Origin of the sequence: Streptomyces sp. NPDC058796 (assembly GCF_042745235.1) — a bacterium.
In the GTDB taxonomy this organism is placed as follows: Bacteria; Actinomycetota; Actinomycetes; order Streptomycetales; family Streptomycetaceae; genus Streptomyces.
Map to the genome: position 1 here is coordinate 318980 of NZ_JBHYOP010000007.1, position 25886 is coordinate 344865.

At 72.8% G+C, this 25886-nt stretch carries 26 protein-coding genes; 15 read left to right on the forward strand and 11 right to left on the reverse strand.

Annotation, left to right across the window (positions count from 1 at the left end; all coding sequences use genetic code 11):
* The first annotated feature begins 9 nt into the window (after positions 1-9).
* Entirely contained in the window at positions 10-1059 is a 1050-nt protein-coding gene (locus ACFW47_RS19805) for a hypothetical protein (protein ID WP_386306448.1), read from the forward strand.
* Positions 1060-1069: 10 nt separating this feature from the next.
* On the opposite strand, the gene ACFW47_RS19810 is transcribed toward ACFW47_RS19805, so the two are convergent.
* Entirely contained in the window at positions 1070-2614 is a 1545-nt protein-coding gene (locus ACFW47_RS19810; protein WP_386306449.1) for an APC family permease, read from the reverse strand.
* Positions 2615-2649: 35 nt separating this feature from the next.
* The gene (locus tag ACFW47_RS19815; protein ID WP_386306450.1) at positions 2650-3600 is read right to left on the reverse strand and encodes a hypothetical protein; all 951 of its coding nucleotides are present in this window, start codon (positions 3598-3600) and stop codon (positions 2650-2652) included.
* Between the two features lie 253 nt (positions 3601-3853).
* Between ACFW47_RS19815 and ACFW47_RS19820 the strand changes: the two genes are divergently transcribed.
* The 8 genes from ACFW47_RS19820 to ACFW47_RS19855 all read left to right on the forward strand — a co-directional run bounded on the left by ACFW47_RS19820 (position 3854) and on the right by ACFW47_RS19855 (position 10292).
* Complete coding sequence (locus tag ACFW47_RS19820; RefSeq protein WP_386306451.1) at positions 3854-4750, forward strand: DMT family transporter; 897 nt, start codon at positions 3854-3856, stop codon at positions 4748-4750.
* A gap of 26 nt (positions 4751-4776) precedes the next feature.
* Positions 4777-5289 (forward strand): NUDIX hydrolase, encoded by a 513-nt coding sequence (locus ACFW47_RS19825; protein WP_386287395.1) that lies wholly within the window; start codon positions 4777-4779, stop codon positions 5287-5289.
* A gap of 440 nt (positions 5290-5729) precedes the next feature.
* Complete coding sequence (locus ACFW47_RS19830; RefSeq protein ID WP_386306453.1) at positions 5730-6122, forward strand: YidH family protein; 393 nt, start codon at positions 5730-5732, stop codon at positions 6120-6122.
* A gap of 2 nt (positions 6123-6124) precedes the next feature.
* Positions 6125-6436 (forward strand): DUF202 domain-containing protein, encoded by a 312-nt coding sequence (locus tag ACFW47_RS19835; RefSeq protein ID WP_386287391.1) that lies wholly within the window; start codon positions 6125-6127, stop codon positions 6434-6436.
* A 72-nt stretch (positions 6437-6508) separates the two neighbouring features.
* On the forward strand, positions 6509-6805 hold the full coding sequence (locus ACFW47_RS19840; protein ID WP_386287389.1) for a hypothetical protein: 297 nt from the start codon (positions 6509-6511) through the stop codon (positions 6803-6805).
* A 131-nt stretch (positions 6806-6936) separates the two neighbouring features.
* A complete protein-coding gene (locus ACFW47_RS19845) occupies positions 6937-7962 on the forward strand; it encodes a phosphotransferase family protein (protein WP_386287388.1) in 1026 nt (341 codons plus the stop codon).
* 6 nt (positions 7963-7968) lie between these two features.
* Complete coding sequence (locus ACFW47_RS19850) at positions 7969-9183, forward strand: acyl-CoA dehydrogenase (protein ID WP_386287386.1); 1215 nt, start codon at positions 7969-7971, stop codon at positions 9181-9183.
* Between the two features lie 176 nt (positions 9184-9359).
* Positions 9360-10292: a LysR family transcriptional regulator gene (locus tag ACFW47_RS19855; protein WP_386306454.1), complete on the forward strand. Its 933-nt coding sequence runs from the start codon at positions 9360-9362 to the stop codon at positions 10290-10292.
* On the opposite strand, the gene ACFW47_RS19860 is transcribed toward ACFW47_RS19855, so the two are convergent.
* Genes ACFW47_RS19860 through ACFW47_RS19870 form a run of 3 tightly spaced genes read right to left on the reverse strand, consistent with a single transcriptional unit; the run spans position 10231 to position 13305 of the window.
* Positions 10231-10824 (reverse strand): TetR/AcrR family transcriptional regulator, encoded by a 594-nt coding sequence (locus tag ACFW47_RS19860; RefSeq protein WP_386287382.1) that lies wholly within the window; start codon positions 10822-10824, stop codon positions 10231-10233. The two genes, ACFW47_RS19855 and ACFW47_RS19860, sit on opposite strands and share 62 nt — an antisense overlap.
* Before the next feature lie 22 nt (positions 10825-10846).
* Positions 10847-12538: a class I adenylate-forming enzyme family protein gene (locus ACFW47_RS19865; protein ID WP_386306455.1), complete on the reverse strand. Its 1692-nt coding sequence runs from the start codon at positions 12536-12538 to the stop codon at positions 10847-10849.
* Positions 12535-13305, reverse strand: a complete 771-nt coding sequence (locus ACFW47_RS19870) for an SDR family oxidoreductase (protein ID WP_386306456.1) — start codon at positions 13303-13305, stop codon at positions 12535-12537. Before ACFW47_RS19870 ends, ACFW47_RS19865 begins: the two co-directional genes overlap by 4 nt.
* Before the next feature lie 175 nt (positions 13306-13480).
* On the opposite strand from ACFW47_RS19870, the gene ACFW47_RS19875 reads away from it, so the two are divergent.
* Entirely contained in the window at positions 13481-14746 is a 1266-nt protein-coding gene (locus ACFW47_RS19875; RefSeq protein WP_386287377.1) for an exo-beta-N-acetylmuramidase NamZ domain-containing protein, read from the forward strand.
* 16 nt (positions 14747-14762) lie between these two features.
* On the opposite strand, the gene ACFW47_RS19880 is transcribed toward ACFW47_RS19875, so the two are convergent.
* Positions 14763-17570 (reverse strand): penicillin acylase family protein, encoded by a 2808-nt coding sequence (locus ACFW47_RS19880; RefSeq protein WP_386306457.1) that lies wholly within the window; start codon positions 17568-17570, stop codon positions 14763-14765.
* A gap of 221 nt (positions 17571-17791) precedes the next feature.
* Between ACFW47_RS19880 and ACFW47_RS19885 the strand changes: the two genes are divergently transcribed.
* Complete coding sequence (locus ACFW47_RS19885; RefSeq protein ID WP_073730985.1) at positions 17792-18394, forward strand: hypothetical protein; 603 nt, start codon at positions 17792-17794, stop codon at positions 18392-18394.
* 75 nt (positions 18395-18469) lie between these two features.
* Here the strand turns inward: ACFW47_RS19885 and soxR are convergent, their stop codons facing one another.
* Positions 18470-18988: a redox-sensitive transcriptional activator SoxR gene (soxR, locus tag ACFW47_RS19890; protein ID WP_386287373.1), complete on the reverse strand. Its 519-nt coding sequence runs from the start codon at positions 18986-18988 to the stop codon at positions 18470-18472.
* A 169-nt stretch (positions 18989-19157) separates the two neighbouring features.
* On the opposite strand from soxR, the gene ACFW47_RS19895 reads away from it, so the two are divergent.
* A complete protein-coding gene (locus tag ACFW47_RS19895; protein WP_386287371.1) occupies positions 19158-19619 on the forward strand; it encodes a MaoC family dehydratase in 462 nt (153 codons plus the stop codon).
* Position 19620: 1 nt separating this feature from the next.
* Here the strand turns inward: ACFW47_RS19895 and ACFW47_RS19900 are convergent, their stop codons facing one another.
* The 3 genes from ACFW47_RS19900 to ACFW47_RS19910 all read right to left on the reverse strand — a co-directional run bounded on the left by ACFW47_RS19900 (position 19621) and on the right by ACFW47_RS19910 (position 21879).
* Positions 19621-20268, reverse strand: a complete 648-nt coding sequence (locus ACFW47_RS19900) for a TetR family transcriptional regulator (RefSeq protein WP_386306458.1) — start codon at positions 20266-20268, stop codon at positions 19621-19623.
* Positions 20269-20353: 85 nt separating this feature from the next.
* A complete protein-coding gene (locus ACFW47_RS19905; protein ID WP_386306459.1) occupies positions 20354-20644 on the reverse strand; it encodes a YiaA/YiaB family inner membrane protein in 291 nt (96 codons plus the stop codon).
* Positions 20645-20727: 83 nt separating this feature from the next.
* Positions 20728-21879 (reverse strand): acyl-CoA dehydrogenase family protein, encoded by a 1152-nt coding sequence (locus tag ACFW47_RS19910; RefSeq protein WP_386306460.1) that lies wholly within the window; start codon positions 21877-21879, stop codon positions 20728-20730.
* 112 nt (positions 21880-21991) lie between these two features.
* On the opposite strand from ACFW47_RS19910, the gene ACFW47_RS19915 reads away from it, so the two are divergent.
* The 3 genes from ACFW47_RS19915 to ACFW47_RS19925 all read left to right on the forward strand — a co-directional run bounded on the left by ACFW47_RS19915 (position 21992) and on the right by ACFW47_RS19925 (position 24401).
* The gene (locus ACFW47_RS19915; RefSeq protein ID WP_386287363.1) at positions 21992-22633 is read left to right on the forward strand and encodes a TetR/AcrR family transcriptional regulator; all 642 of its coding nucleotides are present in this window, start codon (positions 21992-21994) and stop codon (positions 22631-22633) included.
* Between the two features lie 47 nt (positions 22634-22680).
* On the forward strand, positions 22681-23388 hold the full coding sequence (locus ACFW47_RS19920) for an ArsR/SmtB family transcription factor (protein ID WP_386287361.1): 708 nt from the start codon (positions 22681-22683) through the stop codon (positions 23386-23388).
* Positions 23389-23453: 65 nt separating this feature from the next.
* On the forward strand, positions 23454-24401 hold the full coding sequence (locus ACFW47_RS19925; protein WP_386306510.1) for a DMT family transporter: 948 nt from the start codon (positions 23454-23456) through the stop codon (positions 24399-24401).
* Here ACFW47_RS19925 and ACFW47_RS19930 read toward each other — a convergent pair.
* The gene (locus ACFW47_RS19930; protein ID WP_386287359.1) at positions 24393-25718 is read right to left on the reverse strand and encodes an MFS transporter; all 1326 of its coding nucleotides are present in this window, start codon (positions 25716-25718) and stop codon (positions 24393-24395) included. The genes ACFW47_RS19925 and ACFW47_RS19930 overlap by 9 nt on opposite strands.
* Positions 25719-25886: the final 168 nt, after the last annotated feature.

Here is a 25886-nt window from a genome sequence, read left to right on the forward strand (position 1 = left end):
GGGGGCGGCATGGGGGTATCGCTCGGCACGCGGATCGCGGGGCTGTGCCTCGCCGGGACCGTGGCGGTGATCGCCGCCTCCTGTGCCGCCGGTGAGGCCGGACCGCCGGACCGCGGCGTGGACGTGAGCCCGACGGGCGGGCTCCCGGAGGACGGCCGGGACGGCACACCGCACGCGGCGGGCGGGTCCTCCGCGCCCGCCCCTTCATGGCACCCGGACGGCAGCGGCGGCCCGGTCGGCGGCCCGCCCGCCGCAGGCCCGCCCACCGCGCCTCCCCGTGCCGTCCCCTCCCCCACGCCCGTACCACGGAGCACCGACGCCCCGGCGAAGCAACCCGGCCCGGCGCCCCTCACCGCGCCGGCCTGGCTCCCGCCCGGCCCCGTCTCCCCCGACACGGACGCGGTGCCGGACCCCGAGAGCCTCTACGACCGGCTCCGCACACCCGCCACCGGCTGCGCGGACGTCCAGCGCGCCCTCCCCTCCCTCCCGCCGTCCGAGGAGCGGCGCCTGCTGCAGGGGCTCGCCGACGCCTGCCTGGCGGTGCAGGGCCGGGGCGGCAGCTGGGAGGCGGCGGTCCTGAGCACCACGTCGCCCGCGCAACGGCCGGACGACTGCAAGGGCCGGGCCGCCCACGCCGTACTGTCCGGCCTGCTGGACTTCCACCGCCGCCATCCCGGAGCCACCGTGCGGCTGGAACCGGCGCCCGCCTCCGCCCCGGCTTGCTCCTACGCGATCGCCGCGGTGGACGCGGGGCCCGACGGGACCGCACACCCCGGCGAACCGGTCGCGGTCGAGCTGAGCGGCACCTACTTCGACCACGCCGAGTTGCTGGCCGACGGCACGGTGTCCGTCGGCGGGGTGGACGCGCCGGGCCCGCTCACCGCCCTGGCCGCGGACGGCGGTGACCGTCTCCGCCTGACCGTCACGGTCCCGGCCGTGTCCGCCGCCCCGGGCACGCCGCTCGACGTGCGCGTCCGGTACGGCGGTACGGAGGTGGTCCGTCCGGACGCCTTCGTGTTCGCCGCCCCGGCCCCGCCCACGCCCTCCGCGTCGCCGTGAGGCTCGGGGCTCAGGAGGAAGCCGCCTTGTCCAGCTGGAACGCCTCGTTGCCCTGGCCGATACGGGCGTGCCGCTCGGGTGCCCGCGCGCGCAGCAGCAGGCCCTGTACCAGCCCGCCGGCCGCGGCGAGGGCGATGATGCCGGGCAGCGCCCAGCTCAGCGCGGAGCCGGGGCCGGCGCCGACGAGGACGTCGAAGTCCTTGACCGTGTAGCCGGCGATGACCAGGAGGGCCACGCCCGCGACGGTGGACGTCGCGATCCGCACGCCCTGGGTGCCGGCTGCGCCGCGCCGGACGAAGAAGGCGACGACGGAGAACGAGGCGGCGGCCATGAGCACGATCACGCCGAGGGCCCCGATGTTGCCGCCCCAGGTGAACAGGTGCAGCACGGGCTGGGTCGCGTCGCCGTTCGGCTTGTCGTCGGCGACGGCGAAGCCGATGACGACGACGGCGGACACGGCGGTCTGCAGCAGCGACCCGGTGCCCGGGGCGCCGCTGGAGCCGCTGGTACGCCCGAAGGCGGCGGGCAGCAGCCCTTCGCGCCCCATGGCGAAGGCGTACCGGGCGACGACGTTGTGGAAGCTGAGCAGCGCGGCGAACATACCGGTGACGAACAGCACGTGCAGCACGTCGGTGAAGGCACCGCCGAGCCGTGACTCGGTGAGGAAGAACAGCAGCCCGGCGCTCTGCTCCTGAGCCGTCCCGACGATCTCGTCCGGACCGGTGGCGACGGTCAGGGCCCAGCTGCTGAGCGCGAAGAAGACCGCGACCCCGCCCACCGCCAGGAACATGACACGCGGAACGAGCACGTGCGGCCGGCTGGTCTCCTCGGCGTACACGGGCGCCTGCTCGAAGCCGAGGAAGGCGGCGATGCAGAAGCACAGCGCGGTCCCCACGCCCGCCCCCGTCAGGGTGTCCGGGTCGAAGGCGTGCAGGGACAGCCCCTGCGCGCCGGGGTCGGCGACGGCGGCGATGTCGAAGACGACGACCAGCACGACCTCGATGAGCAGCAGTACACCCAGCACGCGCGCGTTGACGTCGATCTTCAGCCAGCCCAGCGTGCCCACCGCGAGCAGGGCCAGCAGCGCCGGTATCCACCAGGCGACGTCCAGGTCGGCGTAGGTGGCGAGGAGGCCGGACACCTCGAAGCCGAGGATGCCGTAGATGCCGACCTGGAGGGCGTTGTAGGCGACCAGCGCGACCAGGGCGGCGCCCGCGCCCGCGGTGCCGCCGAGTCCGCGGGAGATGTACGCGTAGAAGGCACCGGCGTTGTGCACGTGCCGGCTCATCTCGGCGTACCCGACGCTGAAGAGGACGAGCACCACGCCCAGCACCACGAAGAGCAGCGGCTGCCCGACGATGCCCATCACGGCGAACGTCGTGGGCATCACCCCGGCGACCACCATCAGCGGCGCGGTGGAGGCCAGTACGGAGAGCAGCAGACCGCCCGTGCCCAGCCGGTCGGCGCGCAGCGCCCGCTCCTGCCCCTTGAAGGTGCTGATGGAGCCGCCGCTCGTGCTGGAACTGCCCGTGGTCCTCGAACTGCCCGTGGTCATCGGGGGCCGACCTTCTCTCGTCTTCGTGGCGGATGTCAGGCCGTGCCGAGCGCGTTCGCGCGCGCGGCACGGAAGGCGGAGTACGGATCGCGGTCCGGGTAGGACCAGGGGGCGGGCGTGGCGTGCTCGCCGATGCGGTGGAACAGGGCGGCGGCCTCGGCTCCCCGGCCCTCGCAGGACTTGGCGTGGGCGAGGAAGTTGAGGTCGATCAGCCGCCGCGGATGGCCGTCCTGCTCCCACTCCAGCCACCAGTCGAAGGCGGCCTTCATCACCAGCCGGGCCCGGCGGCCGACCCAGTGCCCGGAGGCGTTCGGGTCGGCGGACTCGTGCCCGGCCGCGGCGAGCACGCGGTAGCGCTCGGCGTGCGCGACCACCGGGAGGATGGCGAGCGGGGAGTCGGCGGGGGCCTGTTCCGCCGCCCAGGCGGCGAAGTCGTACACCTCGTGCAGCGGATCGGATCCCCGGCCACCGTCCCGCTCGGCGAGCCGGGCCACGACCAGATGGTGGGCGTGGTGGTGGTCCGCGTACCGTCCGCGCAGCGCGTCGAACACCCGGACGACGTCGTCGTCGGCGCCCAGCGACCGCTCCAGCATGAGGAGCCCGAGCCAGGGCGTGGGGTCGTCCGGCAGCAGCCGTGCGGCATCCTGGCAGGCCTCCCGCCCCCGGGCCGGCTTCTCCTTGCCGCGCAGGACGCGGTGGACCAGGGCCAGGGCGAGCAGCACCGAGGCGTCGGCGGAGTCGGGTTCGGCGAGCAGCCACTCGCGGGCCCAGGCGGCGCAGTAGGGCTCCTTGGCGAGGACCGTCACCCGGTGCCCTCGCCGGTCCCAGTCGTCACCCGTGTGGACCAGGAGGGAGCGGGCGGACTGCCACCGGCCCTGGGCCAGGGCCGCGCGGGCGGTGACGAGTTCGGCGTCGTCGAGAGCCTCGTCGAAGGCCTGGGCGGCGCGTCTGCGGCCGCGGCCGAGGGGAGGCGGAGGTGGGGACACCGCGGGATCTTCCTCACGCGACGCGCTGGGTCGTCGTAGCCGGTTTGCCATGAACTGATCACGCACAGCAAACCGGCAGCCAAGGCTTGACGTCAAGGCCGGATTCCGCGTTACACGCGTCAACTCGCTTGTACAAAAAGCAACTTGATTGGCGCGGCCCCCCATGTGCGTCACCCGACCGGCACGCCCGGACCCCCGGCGCTAGAGTCGGCCCCGACGCACCCGTGACCCGGCGACGATCGAGGTACGCAGCGTGTCGGTTCTGGTTCTCGTCCTCGCCGTGGGCGCCGCCTGCTGCCTCGGCTTCGGTTTCGTCCTCCAGCAGAACGCGGCCCAGCGCGCCCCACTGGGCGACTTCCTCTCCCCCCGCCTCCTGCTGGACCTGGTGCGCGTTCCCCGCTGGCTGGCCGGCATGGGCCTGATGGTGGCCGGCATGGCGCTGGGCGCGGTCGCGCTCGGCGGCGGCGAACTGACCCTCGTCGAACCCCTCCTGGCGACGAACCTGCTCTTCGCCCTCGCCCTGTCCCGCGCCCAGACCCGCCGGCCGTTGGGCCGCCAGGGCTGGGCCGGCCTCACTCTGCTGGCCGGCGGGGTCACGGCATTCATCGTCGCGGGGGAGCCGCGGGGCGGCAGCGCGGTGACCTCGCCACTGCGGCACTGGCTGCTCATCGGCGTCATGCTGGGCCTGGCGGTCCTCCTGACGGCATGCGCCGGACGCGCCCGCCTGAGCTGGGGCCCGACCCTGCTCGCGCTGGCCGCCGGCCTGGTCTACGGGGTACAGGACGCGCTGACCCGGATCAGCGGCCGGCGCTTCACCTCGGGCGGCCTGGCGGAACTGCTGACCGGCTGGCAGCCGTACGCGGTCGTGGTGCTCGGTGTCACCGGCCTGATCCTGGTCCAGAGCGCCTTCGAGACGGCACCGCTGCGCAGGTCGTTGCCGGCCCTGACGGCGGCCCAGCCGCTCGCGGGCATCGTCTGCGGCGTCGGTTTCCTCGGCGACCGGCTGCGCACCGACACCGCCGCGCTGGCCTGGGAGGCGGGTGGCCTCACGGCGGTGGTGACGGGCATCGTCCTGCTCGGTCTCCACCCCGCGATGCCGCAGGGCACGGGCGAGAGCGGCCACCAACGGGCCGCCCTGGAACGGCGCTGACGGCCCGTCCTGCTTGGATGGGCGCCATGAGCGCTGCTGACGAGATCCTGGACATCGTCGACGAGAACGACCGGATCGTGGGACAAGCCCGCCGGGGCGACGCCTACGCGCAGGGGCTGCGCCACCGCTGCGCCTTCGTGCTGGCCCGCGACCCCCAGGGCCGCGTCTTCGTCCACCGCCGCACGGCGACGAAGCTGGTCTTCCCCTCCCTGTACGACATGTTCGTCGGCGGGGTGGTGGGCGCCGGCGAGTCCTACGACGACGCGGCGCTGCGGGAGGCGCAGGAGGAACTGGGGGTGACCGGGTTGCCGCGCCCGTCGTTCCTCTTCAAGTTCCTGTACGACGACGGCGCCGGGCGGACCTGGTGGTCGGCGGTGTACGAGGTGCGCTGCGAAGGGCCGGTCGCTCCGCAGGTGGAGGAGGTGGCGTGGCACGGATTCCTCACGGAGGCGGAGGTGGAGGGGCGGCTCGGGGAGTGGGAGTGGGTGCCGGACGGGTTGGCGGCGTATTCGCGGCTGCGGGGCCTTCCGACCGGGTGAGCGGGGGGACTCGGCCCGGCGTTTCCTCCTTACCCGGCGTTGGTGTGGGCGTCGGGGGTGGGTCGCGCAGCCCGGCGCGGCGGGGTGCCTCCCCCGCTCTCGGCTTCGCTCGAACGGGAGGTGCCCCCACCGCCCACCCGTGCCGCCCCGGGGGGTACCTCCCCGGCCGTTCAGGCACTGGGGGAGGCACGTCTGCCCGCAGCTACGCGGGACGGCGGCGGCCCGCAGCCGCGCACGCTGGCGCGGAGGCGGCGCAGCCCGCGCGGGCGGTTGGCCGCGTACGGCGGGAAGGGGACGTGTCGGGGGGGGCCGCCCGCAGCGGTTGGCGCGTCCGCGCCGTTCACTTCTGTGGCCGGCCGATTCGCGCCGTTCCGAGGACGGACACCCCCCGGCGCGCCCCGACCCATCACCGGAGGCGACCCTCCCGATAGGGTCCCCGCGTGATCGATTTCGTGCGGAACATCCGGCTCTGGTTCGCGCCCGGGGAGGTCCGGCAGGACGGCGGCACCCCCGACTACCGGTTCTCGCTCGCCAACGAACGCACCTTCCTCGCCTGGTTGCGCACCGCCCTCGCCCTCATCGGCGGCGGGTTCGCCGTCGACCAGTTCCTGCCCGACCTGCGCTGGGGCTGGCGCGTGAGTCTCGCCCTCGCCCTGCTCGCCGCCGGCGTCCTGTGCTCGCTGCGCGCCGTGAACCACTGGGTGCGCTGCGAACGCGCCATGCGCCGCGGCGAGGACCTCCCCGTCTCCCGCTTCCCTGCCCTGCTCAGCATGGTCGTCGCCGTCGTCGCGGTCGCGATGGTCGTCGTGGTCCTCGCCGGCTGGGAAGGCTGACCGTGAGCGTCGACCGCGACCCCGGTCTCCAGCCCGAACGCACCCGCCTCGCCTGGCGCCGCACCACCCTCTCCGCCACCGTCGTCGCCGTACTCGCCGCGAAGACCGCGCTGCACGGCGGCGTGACCCCCGCCTCGGTCGTCGCCACCGCCCTGTGCGCCGCCCTCTGGCTGGCATTCCTGCGCACCGCCCACAACCGCATCCGCACCCTCTCCGCGACGCCCAGGCCGCGCCCCCTGCCCCCGCCGCACGCCACGGCGGCGACCCTGTGCACCATGGCGCTCGCGCTGTGCGGCGCGCTCCTCGTCCTCTAGTACCTCCAGCCCGGGGTACCTGGACACGAACACGAGCGGAATATCCCGATATGAACCTCTAAGGTGAGCTCCATGACCACTCTCCACCAGGAACACACCGCCCACGTCCACACCCACGGCCCGGACTGCGGACACACCGAGGTCCCGCACGGCGACCACGTCGACTACGCCCACGACGGGCACCTGCACCGCGCGCACGGCGGCCACTGGGACGAGTGCGAGCCCGCCGGCCACACCGCGCACGAGAGCCACGAGCACCGGCACGACGAGAACTGCGGGCACGCGCGCGTGGCCCACGGCGACCACGTCGACTACCTCCACGACGGTCACCGCCACGCCGCCCACGAGGGCCACTGGGACGACCACTAGAGGCACCGGCGCCCGCACTTCGGGGCCCCGGACCCCCGTGGCCCCGATCACGTTCCGCTCCCCCTCTGGACGCCATACCGACCGGTCGGCATCATGAGTCGGGTACTGTCACCAGCCAGTAGGAGCGACGCATGAGCCCCGACCACCCGCCCGGACTCGATCTCGACCGGTTGCGCGGCCTGCTCGACCGCGAGCGTCCCGGGCTGGTGACCGGCCCGCTGTCCGGCCGGCTGATCGAGGGCGGACGGTCGAACCTCACGTACGCGGTTACGGACGGTACCGCGCGCTGGGTCGTGAGACGACCCCCGCTGGGCCATGTCCTGGCCACCGCCCACGACATGAAGCGCGAACACCGCGTGATCAGCGCCCTGCACCCCACCGACGTACCGGTGCCGCGTCCGGTCCTGCTCTGCGAGGACGAGGACGTCCTCGGGTCGCCCTTCTACGTCATGGAGTTCGTGGAGGGCACCCCGTACCGCACCGCGGAACAGCTCGCCCCGCTCGGCCCGGAGCGCACCCGGGCCGCCGTGCTGAACCTCGTCGACACGCTCGTCGGCCTGCACGCGGTGGACCCCGCCGAGGCGGGCCTCGCGGACTTCGGCCGCCCCGAGGGCTTCCTGGACCGCCAGCTCCGACGCTGGGCCAAGCAGCTGGACGCCTCCCGCGACCGCGACCTGGCCGGCATCGACGAGCTGCACGCCACCCTCGGCCGGGAACTGCCCCGCTCACCCGCCCCGACCGTCGTGCACGGCGACTACCGCCTCGACAACGTCCTGATCGGCGGGGAGGACGACGAGATCCGGGCGATCCTCGACTGGGAGATGTCCACCCTCGGCGACCCGCTCACCGACCTCGGCCTGCTGGCGATGTACAGCAGCCCGCTCGGCATGCCCGACTCCCCCGTCTCCACCACGGCCCAGGCCCCCGGCCACCCCGCCCCCGCCGAGCTGATCGAGCGGTACGCCGCGCGCTCGGGACGCGACGTGTCCGCCGTCGCCTGGTACACGGCGTTCGCCTGGTTCAAGCTCGCCGTGATCCTGGAGGGCATCCACTACCGCTACACGCTGGGCCAGACGGTCGGCCGCGGCTTCGACCGCATCGGCGACCTCGTCCCCGTCTTCATCGAGCACGGCCTGACCACCCTTCAGGAGGGCTGACCCGCCATGGACTTCGCGTTCGACGCACGCACCGAGGAACTCCGCGCCAAGCTGCTCGCCTTCATGGACGAGTACGTCTACCCGGCCGAGCAGGTGGCCCACGAGCAGCGCGCCCGGCTCGCCTCCCCCTGGGACACCCCGCAGGTCGTCGAGGACCTCAAGGCCGAGGCGCGCCGCCAGGGCCTGTGGAACCTCTTCCTCCCCGACGCCGAGCACGGCGCCGGCCTCACCAACCTCCAGTACGCCCCGCTCGCCGAGATCACCGGCCGCAGCCCGCAGCTGGCACCCACGGCGACGAACTGCGCCGCCCCGGACACCGGGAACATGGAGGTGCTGGCCCAGTTCGCCGACGAGGCGCAGCGCAAGCAGTGGCTGGAGCCGCTGCTCGCCGGTGAGATCCGCTCGGCCTTCGCGATGACCGAGCCGGACGTGGCCTCCTCCGACGCCACGAACATCACCACGCACATCGAGCGCGACGGCGACGAGTACGTCATCACCGGCCGCAAGTGGTACATCTCCGGGGCGATGAACCCGGACTGCAAGATCTTCATCGTGATGGGCAAGACGGACCCGGACGGGGCGGACATCCGCCGCCAGCAGTCCATGGTGCTGGTTCCGCGCGACACGCCCGGCGTGACCGTCAACCGGGCCATGCAGGTCTTCGGCTACGAGGACCACTACCACGGCGGCCACGCCGAAGTGACCTTCGACCACGCGCGGGTGCCGGTGTCGAACCTGATCGGCGAGGAGGGCGGCGGTTTCGCCATCGCCCAGGCGCGCCTGGGCCCGGGCCGCATCCACCACTGCATGCGGCTGATCGGCATGGCCGAGCGCGCGATCGAGCTGATGTGCCGCCGCGCGGTGTCCCGCGAGGCCTTCGGCAAGGCCCTGGCCCAGCAGGGCGTGGTCCACAACTGGATCGCGGACGCCCGGGTCACCGTCGAGCAGCTGCGGCTCCTCGTGCTCAAGACCGCCTGGCTGATGGACACGGTCGGCAACAAGGGCGCCCACACCGAGATCCAGGCCATCAAGATCGCCACGCCCCGCGCGGTGGTGGACATCATCGACCGGGCGATCCAGCTGCACGGCGCGGGCGGCGTGAGCCAGGACTTCCCGCTGGCCGAGCTGTACGCGGGCGCGCGGACGCTGATGATCGCCGACGGTCCGGACGAGGTGCACCAGCGCTCGCTGGCGCGGCGGGAGATCAAGAAGTACCTCTAGCGGCCGGCGGGCTAGTAGCCGCCGCTGTAGTGGTGGTCCGCGTGCGCGAGCGCGCGGGCGAACGAGACGAGGCGGAGCCACAGTGACGGTCTGCGAGTCATGTCTTCAGGCTGGCTCGCGGACCGGGCAGCGGTCCAACAGATCGTGTCGCTGCCGCCCATCTCTAGAATAGATGGATGGAGATCCGCCAGCTCCGCCACTTCATGGCGGTCGTCACCGAAGGCGGCTTCACCGCCGCGGCCCGCCGCGAACTGATCGTGCAGTCGGCGCTGAGCACCTCGGTCCGCAACCTGGAACGGGAGCTGGGCGCCGACCTGTTCGACCGGACGGGCCGCCGGGTCGTGCTCACGGAGGCCGGCCGGGCCCTGCTGCCGCGGGCCCGCGCGCTGCTGGCCGGCGCGGAGGAGGCGCGGCACGCGGTCGCCGACGTCGCGGGGCTGGCCACCGGCCGGGTGGCGATCGGCACGATCCAGACGCTGACCTGCGTGGACCTCCCGGCCGAACTGGCCACCTTCCACCGCCGCTTCCCCGGCGTGCAGGTGTCGGTGCGGGACGCGCCGGTCGGTGAGCTGACCGATGCGCTGCGCGCGGGCGAGCTGGACCTCGCCTATCTCGTACCGGACGGGGGCGCGTTGCCCGAGGGCCTCTCCCCGTACGCGGCCTGGCAGGAGGAACTGGTACTGATCACGGCACCGGGCCACCCGCTCGCCGGCGCGGGGCGGACACTCATCAAGGATCTGGCCGACGAGCCGTTCGTCGACTTCCGCGCGGGCACGGGTCTGGAGACGGCGGTACGGCGCCTGGCCGCGCACTGCGGCCTGGAGCGCCGGATCACCTGTGACGTGACCCAGATCGGGCTGCTGGTCGACCTGGTGCGGGCCGGGATCGGTGTGGCGTTCGTGCCGCGCCGGATCGGTGAGCGGGCCGGGCTGCCGTGCGTGGAGATCCGGCAGCCGGAGCCGGGCCGGACCGTCGTACTGGCCGGCCGCGGGCCGCGGCCGCGCAACCCCGCGGCGGCGGCCCTCGCCGATCACCTCACGGGACGCCTCACGGACGCAGCGCCCGCAGCAGCAGGTCCGCCAGGTGGTCGGCGACCTCCTGCGGGCTGAGCGGGCCGTCGGGGCGGTACCAGGTGGACAGGTGGTGCACGGAGCCGAAGTGGTAGTCCACCACCAGGTCGGCCGGGGCCTCCTTGGTGAAGACGCCGGCCCGCTGGCCCTCCTCGATGAGCGCGCGGAAGCGTTCGTGGTAGCGCCGGCGCTCGGCGCGCACCTGCTTGTTCTTCTCCGGACTCAGCTGGTGCATGGAGCGGAAGAAGATCGACGCGTCGTCGAGGTTGTCGATGGTGGTGACGACGACGTCGGCCGCCGCCTCGCGCACCCGCTTCTCGACCGGCTCGTCGGAGTCCGCGTAGGCGTCCAGGCGTTCCTGCTGGAGGCGCAGCACGCGCGCGTAGACCTCGTGCAGGAGGTCGTCCTTGGAGCCGAAGTAGTGGTAGAGGGCGCCCTTGGTGACGCCGGCCGCCTCCACGATCTCCTGGACCGAGGTGCGGTCGTAGCCCTGCTCCGCGAAGAGCCGGGTGGCGGCGGCCAGGAGCCGCTGCGGCACCGGAGTGCCGTCCCCGTCCGTGGTCCTGGGCACTGCCGTCACCTGCCTTTCCTGTTCAGCGGCCGTTCAGTGGCCGTTCCTGTTCGTCCTGTCGCGTACGGGAACGCAGTTCCCGACGGAGGATCTTCCCACTCGCCGTCTTCGGCAGTTCGGGCAGGATCTCCACCTGACGCGGGTATTTGTAGGCGGCCAGTCTCTCCTCGCAGTACGCGGCGAGGGCGTCCGGGTCCGTGTCGGCGCCCGGACGGAGGCTGATGTACGCCTTGACGGTCTCCCCGCGGTACCCGTCGGGCACCCCGACGACCGCGGCCTCGCGCACGGCCGGGTGGGTGTAGAGGACGTCCTCGACCTCGCGGGGCCAGACCTTGAAGCCGGAGGCGTTGATCATGTCCTTCTTGCGGTCGACGACGTAGAGCCAGCCCTGGGCGTCCATGAAACCGATGTCGCCGGTGCGCAGCTCTCCGCCGGGGAAGGTCTCGGCGGTGGCGTCGGGGCGGCGCCAGTAGCCGGGGACGACCTGCGGCCCGCTGACGACGATCTCGCCCTGCTCCCCGAAGGGCACTTCCGCGCCCTGGTCGTCGACGACGCGGACGACCGTGTCGGGGCCGGGCACGCCGACGGCGAGGGTCCCGGAGACCGGGTCGACGGGCGCCTCCAGGTGCGGCGGGACCGAGGCACAGGGCGCCGTGCACTCGGTGAGCCCGTAGCCGTTGCGGATGTACGGCCCGAAACCCGCGCGGAACTTCTCCACCAGGGCGGGCGGCAGCGGCGCGCCGCCCGAGGAGATGTTCGCGAAGGAGGCGAAGTGCTCCCGGGTGACGGACGGGTGGGCGGCCAGCGCCATGAAGGCGGTGGACGGGCCGACCGTGTAGTGCGGCCGGTGCTCGGCGAACGCGTCCAGCACCACGCCGGCCTCGAAGCGGTACGCCAGGACGAGCGTGCCCGTGCTGTTCAGGCAGGCGCCCAGCTCGCAGACCATGCCGGTGATGTGGAACAGCGGCGCCAGCGCGAAGTAGACCGGTGCCTCGGGCAGGCCGAGGCCGGTGCGCTGGCGTTCGGCGTTGTACATGATGTTGCGGTGCGTGTTGGTCGCGCCCTTGGGGGTGCCGCTGGTGCCGGAGGTGTAGCTGATCAGCGCGGTGTCACCCGGCTCCGGGTCGCGTCCGGCCGGGGCCTCGTGCCCCGCGCGGGCCGCCTCGGTGAGGTCCTCGGCGTCGGGGGCGGCCGGCAGCCGCTCGAAGGTGAGCACGCGCGCGTCCTGGCGGCTCTGGAAGTCCAGCTCGCACCCGGTGAGCACGATCCGCACCGGCGACTCGGCCGCCGTCTCGCGCAGGTACGACTCCCAGGCCCGGTCGGAGCAGATCAGGGCGGCCACCTCGCCGTCCCGCAGGACGTGGCCGACCTCCCCCGCCTTGTACATCGGGTTGACCGGCACGACCACCGCGCCGGCCTTCCAGGCCCCCAGCACCGCGAGCACGAAGTGCGGCGAGTTCTGCAGCAGGACCGCGACCCGGTCCCCGCGCTCCAGCCCGCGCGCGGCGAGGTGCCCGGCGACGGAGTCGCTGAGGTCGTCGACCTCGCGGTAGGTGAGGCGGCCGTCGAAGTAGGCGAGGAAGGCGCGGTCGGGCGCCTCGGCCGCGGCCCGGCGCAGGGCGTGCACCAGGGAGGCGTCCGGGTCGAGCGGCGCCTTCTGGGCGTCGGTCAGCAGGTCCAGCCAGGGCCTGGACGCGTAAGGGGAGCCGGTCATCGGGCCGTCGCCTCCTCCCACTGCCGCTGGAGCCGGTTCATGCCGTGCAGCCACCGGTCGGGCTCGGCGGCGCGGGCCTGGTAGTACGCGGCGACCTCGGGGTGCGGGAGGATGAGGAAGCGGTCCTCCTCGATGCCCTTGAAAAGGGCGTCCGCGACGTCCTGGGGTTCGATCGCGGTGGGCTGGAGGACCAGTTCGCCCGCGCTGCCGCTCGCGGTGAGCATGTCGGTGCGCACGCCCTGCGGGCAGATGGCGTGCACCTTGACGCCGCGGTGGCGGTACGTCAGGGACAGCCACTCGGCGAAGGCGTAGGCGCCGTGCTTGGTGACGCTGTAGGGGGCGGCGCCGATCATGGTGAGCAGACCGGCGGCGGAGACGGTGGAGACGAAGCGGCCGCTGCCGCGCTCCAGCCAGTCGGGGATCAGCTCGTGGGCCGCGCGCACGTGGGCCATGACGTTGACGTCCCAGGCGAGCGCCCAGACCGCCTCGTCCGCCGCCTGTGAACCTCCGGAGCCGACGCCCGCGTTGGCGCAGTACACGTCGACCGTGCCGCCCAGCGCCTCGCGGGCCTCGCCGACGACCGCGGAGGCGTCCCCCGGGACCGCGATGCCGCCGATCTCCTCGGCGACGGCCTTCGCCCGGTCGGCGTCCAGGTCGTTGACGACGACGCGGGCGCCCTCGGCGGCGAAGCGGCGGGCCAGGGCGGCGCCTATGCCGCCCCCCGCTCCGGTGACCACGACTGAGGCATCCTGCACGGCTTCCACCATCGGTCTCCTTCGACACGGCTGCGGCGCCACCTGCGTGGGCCCGGTGCAACGTCAGACTAACCAGTCGGTATGTACGACGGAAGGGGCGAAACGCGGTCTACTCCATTCCGTACGGCCGGGAGCGCGGGTTAGCGTGCGTGCGCATGACACCCGCCGCGATCACGGAGGTCACCGCATGACGCTGTCCAGACGGTCCCTGCTCGCCACGACGGCCGCGGTCGCGGCCACCACGGCGGCCACCACGGCCGCCGCGACCGGCACGGCACAGGCGGCGCCGGAGGGCCACGGCGGCCGCCGGCTGCGCACCGGCTTCGAGCGCCTCGCCGACGACGGCTACGCCCCGCTCGACGGGCAGCGGGTCGGCGTCGTGACCAACCCGACCGGCGTCACCAGGGACGTACGCCACATCGTCGACGTCATGCACGCCGACGACCGCGTGGACCTGATCGCCGTCTTCGGCCCCGAGCACGGTTTCCGGGGCACCGCGCAGGCGGGCGGTTCCGAAGGGCGGTACGACGACCCGGCGACCGGCCTGCCGGTCTACGACACGTACCTGAAGAGCGGGCAGCCGCTCGCGGACATCTTCACGGCGTCCGGCGTGGACACCGTCGTCTTCGACATCCAGGACGTGGGCGCGCGCTTCTACACGTACATCTGGACGCTGTTCGACTGCATGGAGGCGGCCCGGCTCGCGGGCAAGCGGTTCGTGGTCCTGGACCGGCCGAACCCGGTGACCGGGCGGGCGGCCCTCGGTCCGGTCCTGCACGAGGAGTTCGCGACCTTCGTCGGCCGCAAACCCGTCGCGCAGGCGCACGGCATGACGGTCGCCGAGCTGGCCCGGCTCTTCAACGGCGAGTTCCTCCAGTCGCCGGTGCCGCTGGAGACCGTGACGATGTCCGGCTGGAAGCGCTCGGAGTTCTTCGACACCTCCGGGCTGCCCTGGGTGCCGCCGAGCCCGAACATGCCGACGCCGGAGTGCGCGCTGGTGTACTCGGGGACGTGCCTGTTCGAGGGCACGAACCTGTCGGAGGGGCGCGGCACCACCCGTCCGTTCGAGTTGATCGGGGCAGAGGGCATCGACGGGAGCTGGGCCGCCGCCGCGAACGAGCTCGGCCTGCCCGGTGTGCGGTTCAGGGAGGCGTACTTCGCGCCCACCTTCTCCAAGTTCCAGGGGAAGACCGTCGGCGGCGTGCAGCTCCACGTGCACGACCGGGCCGCCTTCGACCCGGTGCGCACCGGGATCGCGCTCCTGGTGACCGCCAGGCGGAGCTGGGACGGCTTCGCCTGGCGGCCGGACAACTGGATCGACAAGCTCACCGGGTCCACCCGGGTGCGCACGATGATCGACGCGGACGCGGACGCCGACGAGGTGGTGGGCGCCTGGCAGGAGGAACTGGCGGCGTTCCGCCGGACGCGCCGCCAGTACCTCCTCTACAGGTGACCGCCGGACCGGCCGGTCACCGGTGGGACGTGAACTCCACGACCTGCTGGTAGGTCGGCCGGTTCTGCCAGCTGATGCCGCCGTGCTTGATGCCGCCGAGGGTGCGGTGGATCACCGAGTCGGCACACCACTGGTCGCCCGCCGAACAGTTCTCGTCGCCGGGGTAGACCTGGGCGGGCGTCCGGGCCGCCGCCTCCTTCAGGGTGGCGACCAGGGTGTCCCGGCAGGCGGCCAGGTCGCCGCCGCCGCAGTACTCGCGCGCCAGGGGACCCTTGACGGGTTCACCGAGCACGGACCGGATGTCCTTGTCGACATAGCTCCACCAGCCGTACTGGAAGGCGCTGCCGGCGTGGGCGCCGGTCGGGCCGTGGGCGGCGGACGGTGACTCGTCGACGGGCAGGTTGCGGGTGAAGGCGGTGTACAGGCCGGTGCCGAGGCCCGGTTCGAACTCGGCCTTCACCAGCAGCGGCCACCAGGCGTCCAGGGTGCGGACGGCGTCGGCGTGCGCGTACTTCTTCGAGCCGGCCGACGTCTCCGTGCGCAGGGAGCCCGCCGCGGTCCACGCCTTGAGCCGGTCCACGGCCGTCTTCGCCGCGGGGTCGGTGACCGGGGCCGACTCGATCACCTTCAGCAGGCCGGGCACCACGTCCTCGGCCCGCAGGTCGGCGAGGCCCGCCTCGGCCATCGCCTTCACCAGCGCGGCCCGGGTGACGCCGCCCTCGGCGACCAGCTTCTGGACGCGGTCGTCGAGCAGGTTGCCGCGGTGGACGGAGCCGTTGCCCCAGGGTGCGGTGGTGTAGTCCCTGGCCTGCTTGTTGTTCCAGGAGACGTAGTAGTCCTGGTCCAGGGACTGCGGGTGGGCGGAGGGCGGAGTGTAGCGGGCGGTGTTGGCGGCCGGGTCCCAGTCCCGCCATTCGTACGCCGGGCCGGCCCAGACCGGGAAGTCGGCGTCGACGCCGTCCGCCCGTACCGGGTTGTCGCCGCTGTTGTAGTACGCGGTGTGCTCGGAGTCGGCGTAGAACCAGTTGAAGGTGTAGTTGATGTGCTGCACCGCGCTCTGGAAGCGCTCGGGGCTGTTCAGGTATTCCGGGTCGTTGAGCATCTGGAAGCCGATGATCGAGTCGGCCTCGTGCATGAACGAGGAGCGCAGGGAGGTGTAGGCGACCTTCTTGCCGTCGACCGTGGCCCGGTACTGGACCGGGCCGTACTCGGTGCGCCAGACCCGCATCGTGTAGGAGCCGGCCTTGGTGCCGTCGGCGACGGTGGGCTTCCAGGCGTTCTTCCGCTCGACCTTCTCCATCGGCGTGCATTCGCCGCGGTAGAGGTAGTGGTGGTCGTCCTGGCACAGTTCGACCGCGTAGGTGTCGATGATGTCCTGACCCGAGGTGGTCGCGCTCCACGCGTAGTCCTGGCCGCGGCCGAGTTCGACGTACATGCTCAGACCCGCGAACGAGGCGCCGCGGGCGCTGATGCCGGGGCCCTGTATCTCCTGGAGCATGAGGAGCTGGGGCGCGAAGTATCCGGTCTGCGGGCCGAAGACGGCGACCGGGTGGCCGCTCGCGGTGTGCTCGCCGCTGACGACGAGCGCGTTGGACATGCCGCGCCGGGCCGAGAAGAGGGCCGCGTCCGCCGCGCCGGCGGAGGCACCGGTCGCGCTCGACGCGGCCGCGCTGCCCGTACGGTCGTGCACCAGGGGCTCCGCCTCGACCGAGCCGGGGTCGGGCAGGGCGCGGCCCCGCGGGTTCCCGGGCGGGGTCAGGTACGGGAAGCTGCCGTCCTGCTGGGTGAGGACGGCCTCGGGGTCGTTGCGCTGCCGGAAGGACTCCCAGACCTTCGTGCCCTCTTCGACCCCGTACTTCTCCTGGGCGGCGAGCAGCGAGAGCGCGTTGGTGACCTCGCCGCCGCCTCCGGAGCCGAAGAGGGAGCCGATGACGGAGGCCAGCGCGACCAGGTCGGCGCGCTCGAAGTGCTCGATGGTACCGGCGTTGGTGATGGCGTTCTTGTGGCCGGTCAGGACGTACTCGCCGGGGAAGTAGCGGCCCTTGTCGGAGGCGTCGATGTAGGCGTTGATGCCGGCGAGGTAGGCATCCACGTCCGCGAGGGCCAGCTTGCCGCGCTCCCCGGCCTTGGCGGCGGCGCTCTCGATCTGCGCCTCCAGGTCGGCCTCGGTGTAGGGGGCGCTGCGCCAGAACTGCTGCTCCAGTCCCTGGTTGGCGGGGGCCCCGCCGGCGAAGGGGGTCAACTGGCCGCGCCCGACGTGCCGGAAGAGGTCCATCAGCCACAGCCGGTCCTGGGCGGCGGCGTAGCCCGCGCCGAACTCGGTGCCGTAGCGGGTGGTGCCGGTGATGTGCGGCACACCGGTCCTCTTGTCCCGGACGATCGTCACGTCGTCGCGTCCGGCGGGGCGGACCGTGGAGGCGACCTGGCCGTCGGGGACGCCGAAGGAGGCGTCGTTGAAGAAGGTGTTGATCTTGTCGTTGGTCAGGCCGGTGTAGCCGGTGGCGAGGTTCGCGTAGGGCCCGAGCTGGTCCTCGGCGTGGGCGGGCTGGGTGCCGAAAGCCTGGTTGAGCAGGATCTGGGCGAGGGTGGCGTTGCCGTTCTGGCCGGGCGGCAGGATGTCCGAACACTGGCCGCCGCAGTGGTCGTTCGCGGCCGCGGGTGCGGCGGGTGCGGCCGGGATTCCGGCGTCGGCGGCCATCGCCGGGGAAAGCGGTGACAAAAGGCCGGCAACGAGGGCGCATACGGACGCGCCCTTCAGGAACCCGTGGAAGCCGCGGGGAGTTCTCAGTCTGTCGAGGGCGTTGCGTGGGGTGCGCCGTGGCATGGCAGCTCCTCCCGACTGGGGGTTGGCCGGACGTTACCGCCGGTATCCCCGAGTTGGAAGATGAACATGCGTCACTTTTCGGAGCGGGTGGATCGGCTTATGAGGGGCATCGGAAAGCGGATGGAGCCGAATCGCCTGTCGATACGTCTATTCGGCGACGTCCGCTGGACGACGCCGAAGTGACCGAAGTACAGGTGCAGGTGTGACGGAGGTGCAGGGCGATGGCCGGTTTCCGGAGTCTCGCGAGACAGGTCCGAGATCCACGGTGCGACCTGGCGCTACGGCGCTACTCGCTGCGCAAGTGCCTTGAACGGTTCGCCCCTTACGGGCACAGGGCGACCTGGGACCATCTGTGCTCGCGGGCCGGGTTCGGCCCGGAGGACCGCTCCCCGGACCCAGCGCGGCTCGTGGCCGCACTGGAGGAGCTGGAGGAGGCGCGGTCGGTGTGGCTGGCCTACGAGGTCGAGTTCGCCGAGCGGCGCAGGAAGGAGAAGCACGACGGGCTGCGCAGGCCGGGCAGCGTGGACGACTGGCACCGGCTGACCTGGGGCGGTTTCGGGGTCGCCTGGTGCGACGACCCCCGGGTCCACCCCGACGGGCCGCTGGCGGAGGTGCTGCGCGGGCTGATCTCCGCGCTGGAGCGCGAACCGGGCTCGGTGTGCCCGGTCTGCGACGGGGAGCGCCTCGTCTGGAAGTACGACCTCGACCACGAGCCCTCCACGGGCCCCGTCTGCACGGACTGCGGAATCCTGGTTCCGCGGCCCGTCCTCACCCCCGACGCGCTGGCGGACGCCCGGCGGGGACGGTTGCTGATGTCGGCGTAGCCGGCCCGGGGGCGCGCAGGGGATGCCGCGCCCCCGACGGGACGCGTCCGTGGCCGTGCGGACGTCGCCTCGCGGTCAGTCGCAGCACTCCGCCTCCCGCTCCCGGGCGCGGCTCGCGGACTTGGGGGCCGCGGTGTCCCGCCGCTCCACCAGCAGACGGGACCCGGTGAGGCGTTCACCGAAGACGTCGTCGGGGTTGGACAGGACGCAGGTGTCCAGGGACAGGCAGCCGCAGCCGATGCAGTCGGTGAGGTGGTCGCGCAGGCGGTTCAGCTGCTTGATGCGTTCGTCCAGTTCTGAGCGCCAGGACGCGGAGAGCCGGGCCCAGTCCTCCTCGGTGGGCGTGCGCTCCTCCGGCAGTTCGGCGAGCGCCTCGCGGATCGTGGCGAGCGGGATGCCCACACGCTGGGCCGCGCGCACGAAGGCGACCCGGCGCAGCGCGTCACGGCTGAAGCGGCGCTGGTTGCCGGAGGTGCGGCGACTGGTGATCAGGCCCTTGGACTCGTAGAAGTGCAGGGCGGAGACGGCGGCGCCGCTGCGCGCGGCGAGCTGGCCGACCGTGAGCTCGTGGATCTTCTCGGGAATCTGAGGCACTCCTCAGACCCTACCGACCCGGTCACCCGCCTGGACGCCCCCGGTCCGTTGACAGGGGCTTCGCGGGCGACCATGCTAAGCAGTCGCTTAGAGTCGAGCACACGGGTCGGGCACACGTGTCGAGCACCCGGGTCGATCACACAGGTCGAGCGAGCAGAGAGGCCGGGACATGGCAGAGCCGAGGATCTTCACATCCGCCGACGAGGTGAAGGCGGCGGTGGGCGAGCAGCTGGGGTACACCGACTGGCTGGACGTCGACCAGAAGCGGATCGACCTGTTCGCCGAGGCGACCGGCGACCACCAGTGGATCCACGTGGACCCGGAGAAGGCGGCCGCCGGACCGTTCGGCACCACCATCGCGCACGGCTATCTGACCCTGTCGCTCCTCCCGCTCTTCGGGCCGCAGCTGATCAGGGTCGAGGGCGTGAAGATGGGCGTCAACTACGGCACCAACAAGGTCCGTTTCCCCTCCCCCGTCCCCGTCGGCTCGCGCCTGCGCGCCACGGCGACGATCACCGGGGTCGAGGACGTCAAGGGCGGCATCCAGGTGGCCGTCGCCTTCACCGTGGAGCGCGAGGGCGGCGACAAGCCGGTGTGCGTCGCCGAGTCGGTCTCCCGCTACTACCTCTGACCTACCGCCCCTGAGCGGCGCCGGCCGGTTCGGCGCCCACCATGCGCAGCACGAGGTCGGCGTAGAGGGCGCCGACCTCGTCGGGCGTGCGCGGACCGTTCACGTTGAACCAGCGGGCGACGTCGATGCAGAGCGACAGCACGGCCAGCGTCGTGCCCTTGACGTCCGGCACGTCGAACTCGCCCGCCGCCACGCCGTCCTCGATGATGCCGCGCACCGCGGCGTCGCACTGCCGGCGCAGGGCGAGGATCTCGTCGCGGGCCTCGGGGCCGAGCGCGTCCAGCTCGTACTGCACCACCCGCGCGGTCGTGCGGCGCCCGGCGTGCCAGCGCACGAAGGAGCTCACGGCGTCGGCGAGCCGTTCGGTGGCGCTGCCCTCGCCCTGGGCCGCGGTCCGCAGGATGGCGACCGCCCGGTCGTGACCGATCCTGCTGATGCGGTGGAGCAGTTCTTCCTTCGTCTTGTAGTGGATGTAGAGCGCGGCCGGGCTCATGCCGGCCCGCCCGGCGATGTCGCGGGTCGTGGTCGCGTGGTACCCGCGCTCGGCGAAGGCCTCCACCGCGGCGACCAGGAGCCGCCGGGCCGCGTCCGGGGTGACCTCTTCCCACGGCTCGATGTCGCCGCCCGTCGTCTCGGCCGCCGTACTCATCGCTTGTTCGCCCCTCTCGGTGACAGGAGCACCACCATACCGCCGAGTATGAGCGGTCGCTTAGCGCGGCGGCGTACGGCGGGCGTCAGCTCAGCTTCTCGAAGGGGTCGTGCTCGGCGAGGAGCTTGTCCAGCCGGGCCTGGTCGACCCGGCTGACGATCTGGACGGCCTCCTGGCGGTCACGGATGATCTTGGCCAGCGTGAAGGCCGAGGTGACGAGGTACAGGACGGCGACGGCGAGGAAGGCGCGCACCCACGCGTCGGCCTGGAGGTTGTAGATGCCGACGGCGGTGGCGATCATCGCGACCGCGAACGAGGCCACGGCCTGGCCGTAGAAGGCCGCCGTGCTCTGCTGCTTGACCGGTGTGTCACTCATGGGGAAAAGGATCGGCGGATGTGGTCCGGGCCACATCCGCCGACGTACTCAGTTCTCGTACTCAGGCAGCTCCCACCGGGCGCTCAGAAGGCCGAGACCCCGGTCAGCGCCCGCCCGATGACCAGCTTCTGGATCTGACTGGTGCCCTCGTAGAGGGTCATCACGCGCGCGTCGCGCAGCAGCTTTCCGGCCGGGTACTCGTCGATGTAGCCGTACCCGCCGAAGACCTGGAGGGCGTTGTTGGCGGCACGGACGGCGGCCTCCGAGGCGAACAGCTTGGCCTTGGAGGACTCGACCGTGAAGGGCTGTCCGCGGTCGATCAGGTCGGCGACGCGCCAGGTCAGCAGCCGGGCCGCGTCCACGTCGAGGGCGATGTCGCTGATCAGCTCCTGGACGAGCTGGTGATGGGCGATGGTCTTCCCGAACTGCTCGCGCTCGCCCGCGTACCTCACGGCCGCGTCCAGGGCTGCCTGGGCTATGCCGACGCAGCCCGCCGCGACCGACATCCGCCCCTTGGCCAGGGCCGACATGGCGACCGAGAAGCCCTTGCCCTCCGGGGCGAGCATCGCCGAGGCGGGGACGCGGACGTCCTCCAGGACGAGTTCGGCGGTGGCCTGGCCGCGCAGTCCGAGCTTGCCGTGGACGGTACGGCGGGACAGGCCGGGCGTGTCGGTGGGCACCAGGAAGGCGGAGACGCCCTTGTGGCCGGGCGCGTCGGTGGAACGGGCGAAGAGCAGCACGACGTCGGCCCAGGTGCCGTTGGTGATGAACATCTTGGTGCCGTTGACGACGTAGTCGTCGCCGTCGCGCACCGCGCGGGTGGTCAGGTTCCCGGCGTCCGACCCCGTGCCGGGCTCGGTCAGGCCGAAGCAGCCGACGTACTCGCCGGAGGTGAGCCCCGGCAGCCAGCGCCGCTTCTGCTCCTCGTCGCCCCAGGCGGCGATGGTCTTGGCGACCAGACCGAGGGAGACCGAGACGATGCCGCGCACGGAGCTGTCGCCGCGGCCCAGCTCCTCCGTCACCAGGCAGTAGGCGAGGTGGTCGCCACCGGAGCCGCCGTACTCCTCGTCGACGGTGAGCCCGAGGAAGCCGACCTCGCCGAGCTTCTTCACGATCGCCCGGTCGACCTCCTCGGCCCGGTCCCAGGCGACGACGTTGGGGGCGATCTCGCGCTCCACGAAGTCCCGGGCGAGCTGCCGTACGGCGGCCTGCTCCTCGCTGAGCTCCAGGTTCATGCCGAGTCACCCCACAGGAAAGAAGGCTTGCGTCGTAGCTTGCATCGTTCTTGAAAGCCGTACATTTAAATTAGCACTGCTAGTTTCTGCTCGCAGCCCTACTATGTGCGCCATGGCCCGACCGCGCAAGCCCCTGCTCAGCACCGACCGGATCGTCGAGACGGCCCGCGCGCTGGTGGACGCGGAGGGCCTCGCGGCCGTCTCCACCCGCCGGCTCGCGGCGGAGCTGGGGGTCAGCGGCCCCTCGCTGTACAACCACTTCCGCACCAAGGACGAGATCCTGGAGGCCGTCGCCGACTCGGTGAGCGCCCAGGTCGACCTGTCGATGTTCGAGGACGGCCGGGACTGGCGGACCGCGCTGCACGACTGGGCCGTCTCCTACCGGGCGGCCCTGCGCGACCATCCGAACATCGTCCCGGTCCTGGCCCACGGCCCCGGCCGCCGGCCGGCCGCGCTGCACCTCGCGGACGCCGTCTACGGCGCGATGGTCCGGGCGGGCTGGCCGCCGGCCCAGGCCACCTCCATCGGCGCGCTGATGCGGTACTTCGTCATGGGTTCCGCGCTCGGCTCCTTCGCCCGGGGCTTCCCGGACGACGCGAGCGCCTACGACCCGGCCGACTATCCGCACCTGGGAAAGGCCCACCTCCTGGCCGAGCAGCAGGAGAAGATCGACGAGCGGGCCTTCGAGACCGGGCTGACCGCGCTGCTGGACGGGCTGGCACAGCAGTACGCGCAGGTGGCTCGGGGCACCTGAGGACACTTCGGCCGGCGCCGAACCGTGCGTCCCTCATCCTGGAACGCATGACCGAGAAGGACGCCGGAGCCCCGGGACTCGCGCGGCTGGCCGGGCTGATCGCCGACGAGACCAGGGCCGCCTGCCTGCTGGCCCTGCTCGACGGGCGGGCGTGGACCGCCGGTGAGCTGGCCCGGCACGCCGGGGTGGCCGCCTCCACGCTGAGCGAGCACCTGGGCAAGCTCGTCGCGGGCGGGCTGCTGGCCGAGGAGCGGCAGGGGCGGCACCGGTACGTGCGCCTGGCCGACGAGCGGGTCGCGCAGCTGGTGGAGGACCTGGCCGCGCGGGTGGCGCCCGAGGCGCGGCGTCCGCGCACCTTGCGGGCGTCGAGCGCCGGGTCGGCGATGGCCCGGGGACGCACCTGCTACGACCATCTCGCCGGGCGGCTCGGGATCGCGGTCACCGACGCGCTGACCGGTCGCGGGCTGCTGCGCCAGGACACCGGCTTCGCGCTCACGGACGCGGGGCTCGGCTGGTTCGAGACCGCCGGGATCGCCCTGAGGCGCACCGGTCGCCGACCGCTGGCCCGGGCCTGCCTCGACTGGACCGAACGCCGCCCCCACCTCGCGGGCGTCGCGGGTGCGGCCCTGTGCCGGCACGCCCTGGACTCGGGCTGGTGCGTGCGCATCGGCTCCGGGCGGGCGGTGAAGGTGACGCCGGCGGGCGAGGAGGCACTGTCCGGCTTGCTGGGCATCGATCCGGTCTCGCTGCGCTGAGCCGCGCGTCCCCGTCCGAATTCCGCCGGTCGCCTCCGCCCTTCCTTCCTAGCCTCGGGAGCATGATGCGCACCACCCCGTCCCGCCGTCCGGACCTCCTCGCCGCCTGCGCGGCCGCGGTCACCGTCGTGCTGTGGGCCTCGGCCTTCGTCTCCATCCGCAGCGCGGGCGAGGCCTACTCCCCGGGCGCGCTGGCGCTCGGCCGGCTGCTGTCGGGGGTTCTGACGCTCGGCGTGATCTGCCTGCTGCGCCGGGAGGGGCTGCCGCCGCGCCCCGCCTGGCGCGGGATCGCGGTGTCGGGCCTGCTCTGGTTCGGCTTCTACATGGTCGTCCTGAACTGGGGCGAGCAGCAGGTGGACGCCGGTACGGCCGCCCTCGTGGTGAACGTCGGGCCGATCCTCATCGCCCTGCTCGGCGCCCGGCTGCTCGGAGACGCGCTGCCGCCGAGGCTGCTGGCGGGAATGGCGGTGTCGTTCGCCGGTGCGGTGACCGTGGGGCTGTCGATGTCCGGCGAGGGCGGTTCCTCGCTGTTCGGGGTGGTGCTGTGCCTGCTGGCCGCCGTTGCCTACGCGGGCGGGGTGGTGACCCAGAAGCCCGCGCTGGGCCACGCCGGCGCGCTCCAGGTGACGACGTACGGATGCCTGGTCGGAGCGGTTCTCTGCCTGCCGTTCACCGGGCAGCTGGTGTCGGAGGCGGCCGACGCGCCGCTCTCCGCGACGCTGAACATGGTCTACCTGGGCGTGTTCCCGACCGCGCTGGCGTTCACGACGTGGGCCTACGCCCTGGCCCGTACGACCGCCGGCCGCATGGGCGCGACCACGTACGCCGTGCCCGCGCTCGTGGTCCTGATGTCGTGGCTGGCCCTCGGCGAGGTGCCGGGGCTGCTCACCCTCGCCGGCGGCGTGCTGTGCCTGGCGGGCGTGGCGGTGTCGCGGTCCCGGAGGCGGCCGCGGGCCGCGGCCCCGGCCGAAGCCCTGGAGTCGCGGCCCGAGAACGTCACTGGGTCAGCGTGAACGCGCCCGGTCGGCCAGCACCTTGATGGACACCAGGGCGATCACCGAGAGGGCGACGATGTAGCCGGAGACGGCCATCGAGGTACCCGTGGCCTCCAGGAGCAGCACCATGACGAAGGGCGCGAGGCCGCCCCCGCCGACGGCCGCGATCTGGTAGCCGAGCGAGGCGCCGGTGTAGCGCATCTCCGGCGTGAACAGCTCGGCGAACAGGGCGGCCTGGGGCCCGTACATGATGCTGAGGAAGCAGCTGGCGACGAAGGTGCCGACCGCGAGCCACACCAGCGAGCCGGTGTCGATGAGCAGGAACATCGGGACGGCCCACACGGCGATGCCGACCGCGCCGGCGGTGTAGACCCGGATGCGGCCGAACCTGTCGGACAGCGCGGCGGCGGCCGGGATCAGCACGAGCTGGGTGAGGCTGACGCACAGCGAGACGGCGAGCACCGCGCCGTGGTCCATGTCCAGTTCGCGGGTGGTGTAGTCGAGGACGCCGGTGATGAGGATGTAGAACGTCGCGGTGTTCACGGCGAAGGAGCCGCCGGCCAGCAGCACGGTGCCGAGGTGCTCGCGCACGATCGTGCGCAGCGGCGAGGACTGCTCGCCCTGCTCCTTCTCGGCCAGCGCCCGCTCGGCCGCGCGGAACTCGGGGGTCTCCTCGACGCGGGTGTGGATGTACCAGGCGAGACCGAGGACGAGCAGGCCTACCACGAACGGCACCCGCCAGCCCCAGGCCTCGAAGGCGGACTCGGAGGTGAACGCACCGGCCAGCAGGAAGACGGTGTTGGCGGTGACCACCCCGATGGGGACACCGAGCTGGACGACGCTGCCGTAGATGCCGCGCTTGCCCTCGGGGGCGTACTCGGTGGCCAGCAGCATCGCGCCGCCCCACTGGGCACCTACGGCGACGCCCTGCGCGATGCGGAGCAGGACCAGCAGGATCGGGGCGGCGACGCCGATGGTCTCGTACGTGGGCAGCAGGCCGATGCCCGTGGTGGCCACGCCCATCAGGGTGAGCGCGAGGACCAGCATCGGCTTGCGGCCCCTCTTGTCACCGAGCTGGCCGGCGACGACGCCGCCGATGGGCCGGGCGAGGAAGCCGACGGCGAAGGTGGCGAAGGCGGCCAGGACCCCGGCGGTGGGGCTGCCCGCCGGGAAGTACAGGTCGCCGAGGACGAGGGCGGCGGCGATGCCGAAGACGAAGTAGTCGTACCACTCGACGGCCGACGCGAGGGCCGCGGCGGTGGCGACGCGGCGGCGGTTGGGGGCCGCGGGCGGGGCGGTGGTGGGGAGGGGCTGAGCGGAGGGGGTGGTGTCCATACGTGCACGCTCCGGTGGTACGGGGGGGGACGTCGGGGACGTGTGGGACGTTCCCGGGAACGTACTGACCGGACGGTATGTGGTCAACGGTTGTGCGGGATGTTTATCGAAGGGCGGCCGTCAGGGGGGCGCGGGCACGGGGGGCGGGGGGTGCCGGGGCTGCCCGGC